General features: G+C 37.8%; 5 protein-coding genes. 1 reads left to right on the top strand and 4 read right to left on the bottom strand.

The features are described 5' to 3' along the window. Positions 1-237, bottom strand: a 237-nt coding sequence (gene tnpA, locus HYU69_16290; protein MBI2271902.1) for an IS200/IS605 family transposase, incomplete at its 3' end; no start/stop codon positions are given. 776 nt (positions 238-1013) lie between these two features. On the opposite strand from tnpA, the gene HYU69_16285 reads away from it, so the two are divergent. Further along, positions 1014-2594 carry a T9SS type A sorting domain-containing protein gene (locus HYU69_16285; GenBank protein MBI2271901.1) on the top strand — a complete coding sequence of 527 codons (1581 nt, stop codon included), beginning with the start codon at positions 1014-1016 and terminating at the stop codon, positions 2592-2594. A gap of 335 nt (positions 2595-2929) precedes the next feature. Here HYU69_16285 and rnhA read toward each other — a convergent pair whose 3' ends face one another. The 3 genes from rnhA to HYU69_16270 all read right to left on the bottom strand — a co-directional run bounded on the left by rnhA (position 2930) and on the right by HYU69_16270 (position 4818). Beyond that, the gene (gene rnhA, locus HYU69_16280; protein ID MBI2271900.1) at positions 2930-3379 is read right to left on the bottom strand and encodes a ribonuclease HI; all 450 of its coding nucleotides are present in this window, start codon (positions 3377-3379) and stop codon (positions 2930-2932) included. Positions 3380-3471: 92 nt separating this feature from the next. Then, complete coding sequence (locus HYU69_16275; protein MBI2271899.1) at positions 3472-4242, bottom strand: sulfite exporter TauE/SafE family protein; 771 nt, start codon at positions 4240-4242, stop codon at positions 3472-3474. Positions 4243-4251: 9 nt separating this feature from the next. Then, positions 4252-4818: a MarC family protein gene (locus tag HYU69_16270; protein ID MBI2271898.1), complete on the bottom strand. Its 567-nt coding sequence runs from the start codon at positions 4816-4818 to the stop codon at positions 4252-4254. Between the last annotated feature and the right edge of the window lie 199 nt (positions 4819-5017).

Raw genomic sequence — 5017 nt, 5'->3', positions numbered from 1 at the left:
TCTAACTATTATTTCAACAGAAAGACTTGGAACGCTCTGTATCAAAAAATGAACGTGATTGTCGTCTGCGCCAATTTCTATAAAATGTATTTCATATCTCTCCGAAATCTGCTTACATACTTCGACCAAGCTTTTTTCAACTGCTTCAGACAATATAACCCTCCGATATTTTATCGGAGAAACCATGTGATACAATAGCAAACTTTTATTATGACGCTTATGAATATGTTCACTCATAACGCAAATGTAATGCTTTAGCTCACGCACACCCCGAGGCAGAGCCTCGAGGTATTATTTGAATAAACATAAACAGGAGTTATTGAAAATATTAGGCGTAGATAGCATTGCTGGCTGGTAAGGTTAAAAACAAATATAGATTATGCTCTCCATTTTACAAGGGAATATTACCAAATATTATATAAATCTGCTTTTCAATCGAGTCCAAATTTGGTGAACAGCAAATGGGAAACTACACTTGATTTTAGAAATAGCTACTGTGTTAATTAATATAACCCATATTGAATTTAAATTTTGAACCGATAGATTTTCTTTCAATTACGGATACTTCCTTCACATTTTTTTTTAAATGCATGTAACTACCTGTATATATTGCGCTTATAATAACATTGATTTTTCCTAATATACGGAAGTGTGAAAGCAGCCGGTTTAAAAGACTATAATTTTGACCAGAAAATGGTTTTCCTTCGAATTCTGATTAACCTATATTTATAAATTGAATAATAATATTAAAAGGTTATTTGGGTCTTCGGGCAAAAAATAAAATTTATGTTGATACAGCAAGGGGTGATAGTTTAACAAAAAACTTGCTCGAATATTTTAGATTCGTAAAAATAGCAAGATCATTAGTGCAATAAATAATTCTGTAAACACTCCTCTATATTGTCCAAATAAGCTAATAGTCGCACTATTAACGACTGCCCGCACTTTTTTAATTAAATTAAAAAAAGTGAAAATAGTGTACCCTTTATGTGAAATTTCCAGTTAAATACATTATGAAAAGGTGTTTATGTAGTATTTTCTTATATGTTATTATTGCTTCCACTTTCTCATTAAACGCGCAAAATTCCTGTTCTACATCCGGCACTGCCGTTTCCGGAGCCGGAGACCTTTCAATGACCGGCGGTGTAAATTACTATGTAGCAAAAAACACATCCTGGTCTGGGAATTTAACCGGTTCGAATGCGAACGTTTTGAGAATAAATGATATTTGTTCCGGCTCGTCGCAAGGCTCCTGGACCGGCGGCATTACCGAAACATGGTTTCCTAATTCAAGTAACTTTAGAATTGCTGTTTATGGAATAATCAATACTTCCACTACATGGACAGTCAACAATAATCGTACCTGGTATGATACTATTTATTCTTCCGGAAGTCAAACTTTGGGTGGTTTAATTATATCCAGCAGTGGTCCAAACTCTATTGTGAATTATGGTACACTCACCATCAATGGCGATCTGAATATTACCGGTTCAATAACTATAATTAATAAAAGTGGCGGCACAGTGCACATTACCGGAAGCATTACCGGGACCGGCAATCCTAATTACGACAATTCAGGAACATTTACCGTAGATGGCACTTTCAATTATTTCGGTACCGGGAATTTGACCAACAATGCCGGAGGAATAATTAATGCAGGAACTATTAGCTCCAATAGTAACGGCACATTAACAAATAACGGACAAATAAATGTCTCAAATAACTGGACCTCTAACTCCACCACAATAATAAACAACAGTTACATAATTATCGGGGGTACTTACAGTGGCAACACAAATATGACATGGGGACCTTCCAGCTACTTTCGGGCCAATATATGGAATTCAAGCGGCAACATTACAGGCCCGGGATCATCATGCGCTGCCTTAGATGTTACAACATCCTGGAGTTATTCCGGAACAGTTGGAGCGGGGAATTCCGGAAATGTTTATATGTGCTTAAGGGCTAGTCCGGGAAGCGGGCCGGGAGGATCGCTGAATAGCACGCAGCTCACATGCAGCGGGTGCACCACTCTTCCAATTGAATTAATACTGCTGACTGTTGAAGCTGTTAACGGTATAAATTATTTACATTGGATGACGGCCACTGAAACCAACAATGCGTACTTTACAATAGAGCGTTCAAAGGATGGCGTATCGTTTGAGCCAATTGGGAAGATCAGCGGCGCGGGCAATAGCTCTAAAAATTTACGTTATGCTTTTGCAGATGAAAAGCCATTTGAAGGCCAGAATTATTACAGGCTTATGCAAACTGATTTTGATGGCAAGTATAGTTTTTCTCCTGTTGTTTCATCCAACCGGACAAAAAATCTTTCAATGAATTTGTTTCCTAACCCCAACAACGGAACATTTACAATTGATGTGAGAAATTACCGGCCCGAAGACGGAGTTTTAATTGTAATGCTTAATATACTTGGCAAAGAGGTTTATTTTTCGAAGGTTGATGTGTCATCCGATACCGGTTCGGCAAATTATCTTACTGTAAATAATGACAACATTTCTCCGGGTGTATACTATGTGATCGCCTCCTCCAATAACTATATTGTGAAACATAAGCTGGTAGTTTCAAAATAACTAAACCACTATGGACTGAAAGTCCATAGGTTGAGGTAAAGAAAGAATGAAATTCTTTCCGCAATACTAAATAAAAAATGCTCTGTGGTTCTCTGTGTCTCCTCTGTGCTGCACACCGAAGTGTTTTTGGCACACAGGTGTGAAACTCTGAGTAACAAAAAAATTACACAGAGAAAAAGGAGTTTCACAGAGAGCCACAGAGAAAATAATGTTTTTAGAAACTGAAAGTCTTGCACTGAAAGTGCATACCTGCCTGCCGGCAAAGCAGGGTTTCAACTAACGAATGAGACCAATGAAAGCGTCATTGTTCTCACCTTCCAAATAATCTACCAAATTCAAGCTCCTTCATAACCCTCATCATTTAATAAGTGCTGCCCATGCGACGCGGAAACCGCCAATTCATCGCACAAATTATTCTCGGGATTATTGGCATGGCCTTTAACCCATTTAAAATGCACTTTATGTTTAGGATAAATCCGCAGAAAACGCTGCCACAGGTCGGCATTTTTTTTTTCTTTAAACCCTTTTTTCTGCCAACCAAATACCCACTTTTTTTCCACCGAATCCACTACATATTTTGAGTCAGAAAAAATAATTACTTCACTTCCGTCCTTTTTCAACATTTCTAGCGCAACAATAACGCTTAACAATTCCATGCGGTTATTAGTGGTATGCTTATACCCTTGTGAAATCTCCTTCCGGTGATGTCCTGAAATCAATACAATGCCATAACCTCCGGGACCAGGATTTCCTCGTGCAGAACCATCAGTGTAGATGTGGATCATTAAGCTAATATAAGGAGGAAATAGAGAACTGTTGTGTTGGAGAATGAAATATCGAACTCAACAATTTTGTGTTTCTCCGATTCAACATTTTTTTAAATAATGCCTGCTCCAAGCAATACCGCCAATATCAATAGCGCGACAGTAACGAAATACTGTAAAAATTTCAATGTTACCTTTTTCAAAAAATGACTGCCTAAATAGGCTCCGGCAAAAGCGCTTAAAGTAGCGGCGACAAGCAGCCATTTATTTTCCAAAACACTCGCATTGAAATACTTTGTTGAATACATAGGCAACCTCGCCGCATCCACCATACAGGCAATAAAAATTCCAGTGGCAATAAAACTTTCTTTGCTTAACCCGGCTTTTATCAGAAACATACTCCGTAATGCCCCCTGGTTACCCGAAAGTCCGCCAAAAAATCCGCTTATGAATCCTCCAAGGCTGAGATAGCTTTTATCAAATTGAATTTTTTGAAGACGGGGAATTATTTCAAATAATGTGAAAATGATGATCAATAATGCAATACACATTTTTATAGGTGTGGTTGCGACAGTTAAAGTTCCTAAAGAATATTGGTAGACGGTTTGAATATCGGACAGATCCTTCAGCACCCAGGCTCCGATAAAAGAAGCGATCATGGAAGGCACACCAAAACGGAGAATAATACCCCATTCCTTTGTAAAACCGACCAATACCATTTTAAATACATTATTCAACAGGTGAACCACGGCAGTCAATGAAATGGCTATTTCAACAGGAAAAAAAACCGCGAAGACGGGTGTTAAAATAGTCCCAAGCCCGAAACCGGAAAAAAAAGTGAGCAGTGAAGCGAACAGCGCAATTAAACAAATTATAACTAGCATATCAAAAAATTATACTCCCAGGTTACTGCGGAATAATTTTACGGCGATGGCCAGTAATATTATTCCAAACACTTTTCTCAAAATATTAATACCACCGGGACCAAGTATTTTTTCGATGCGATACATGTTTTTTAAAACAGCGTAAACAAATACAAGGTTTATTAAAATAGAAACAACGATATTCTCAATGTGATACTGCGCACGGATAGAAAGAAGTGTTGTAAGTGTTCCGGCACCTGCAAGTATAGGAAAGGCAATGGGCACTATTGACGCGGTGGCCGGTGTATCATCTTTGTAAAATTTTACACCCAATATCATTTCCAAAGCAAGGAAGAATAAAATAAATGATCCTGCAATGGCGAAAGAGTTTACATCTATACCGATCAAATTGAGGATGGATTGACCGACAAAAAGAAAGGCAACCATAATACCTCCCGACACCAACGTAGCTTTCCCCGATTGAATGGAGCCAACTTTTGACTTTATGTCGAGCAGTATTGGTAGGCTACCCACTACATCAATAACGGCGAATAACACCATGCTAATGGTGGCTATTTCTTTCAGGTTGAAATTCACGTTAAATAAAAGTATGAAAAAAGGAGGCAGCCGCAGTAACAGAAAGCAGGAAAAAGGATAATAATACCAATTATAAATATTAATTAGTCCAATTTATATTTGAAAAAACATACCCAAATCCACATGTTTTTTTTATGCTTTGTTCTGTGAGGTTGCTAAGTTCAAGTGTAATAAAGTCACTTACTTCATCAAGGGTTTT

This window comes from Bacteroidota bacterium (genome assembly GCA_016183775.1).
Taxonomy (GTDB): domain Bacteria; phylum Bacteroidota; class Bacteroidia; order JABDFU01; family JABDFU01; genus JABDFU01.
The sequence above is the reverse complement of the archived record's forward strand: the minus strand, read 5'-3'. Positions and strand labels throughout refer to the sequence as shown.

What these genes read in the sequence shown, in the direction of transcription:
- HYU69_16285 (MBI2271901.1), top strand. Translation starts at nt 1,014, where the DNA reads ATGAAAAGGTGTTTATGTAGTATTTTCTTATATGTTATTATTGCTTCC.
- rnhA (MBI2271900.1), bottom strand. Translation starts at nt 3,379, where the DNA reads ATGATCCACATCTACACTGATGGTTCTGCACGAGGAAATCCTGGTCCC.
- HYU69_16275 (MBI2271899.1), bottom strand. Translation starts at nt 4,242, where the DNA reads ATGCTAGTTATAATTTGTTTAATTGCGCTGTTCGCTTCACTGCTCACT.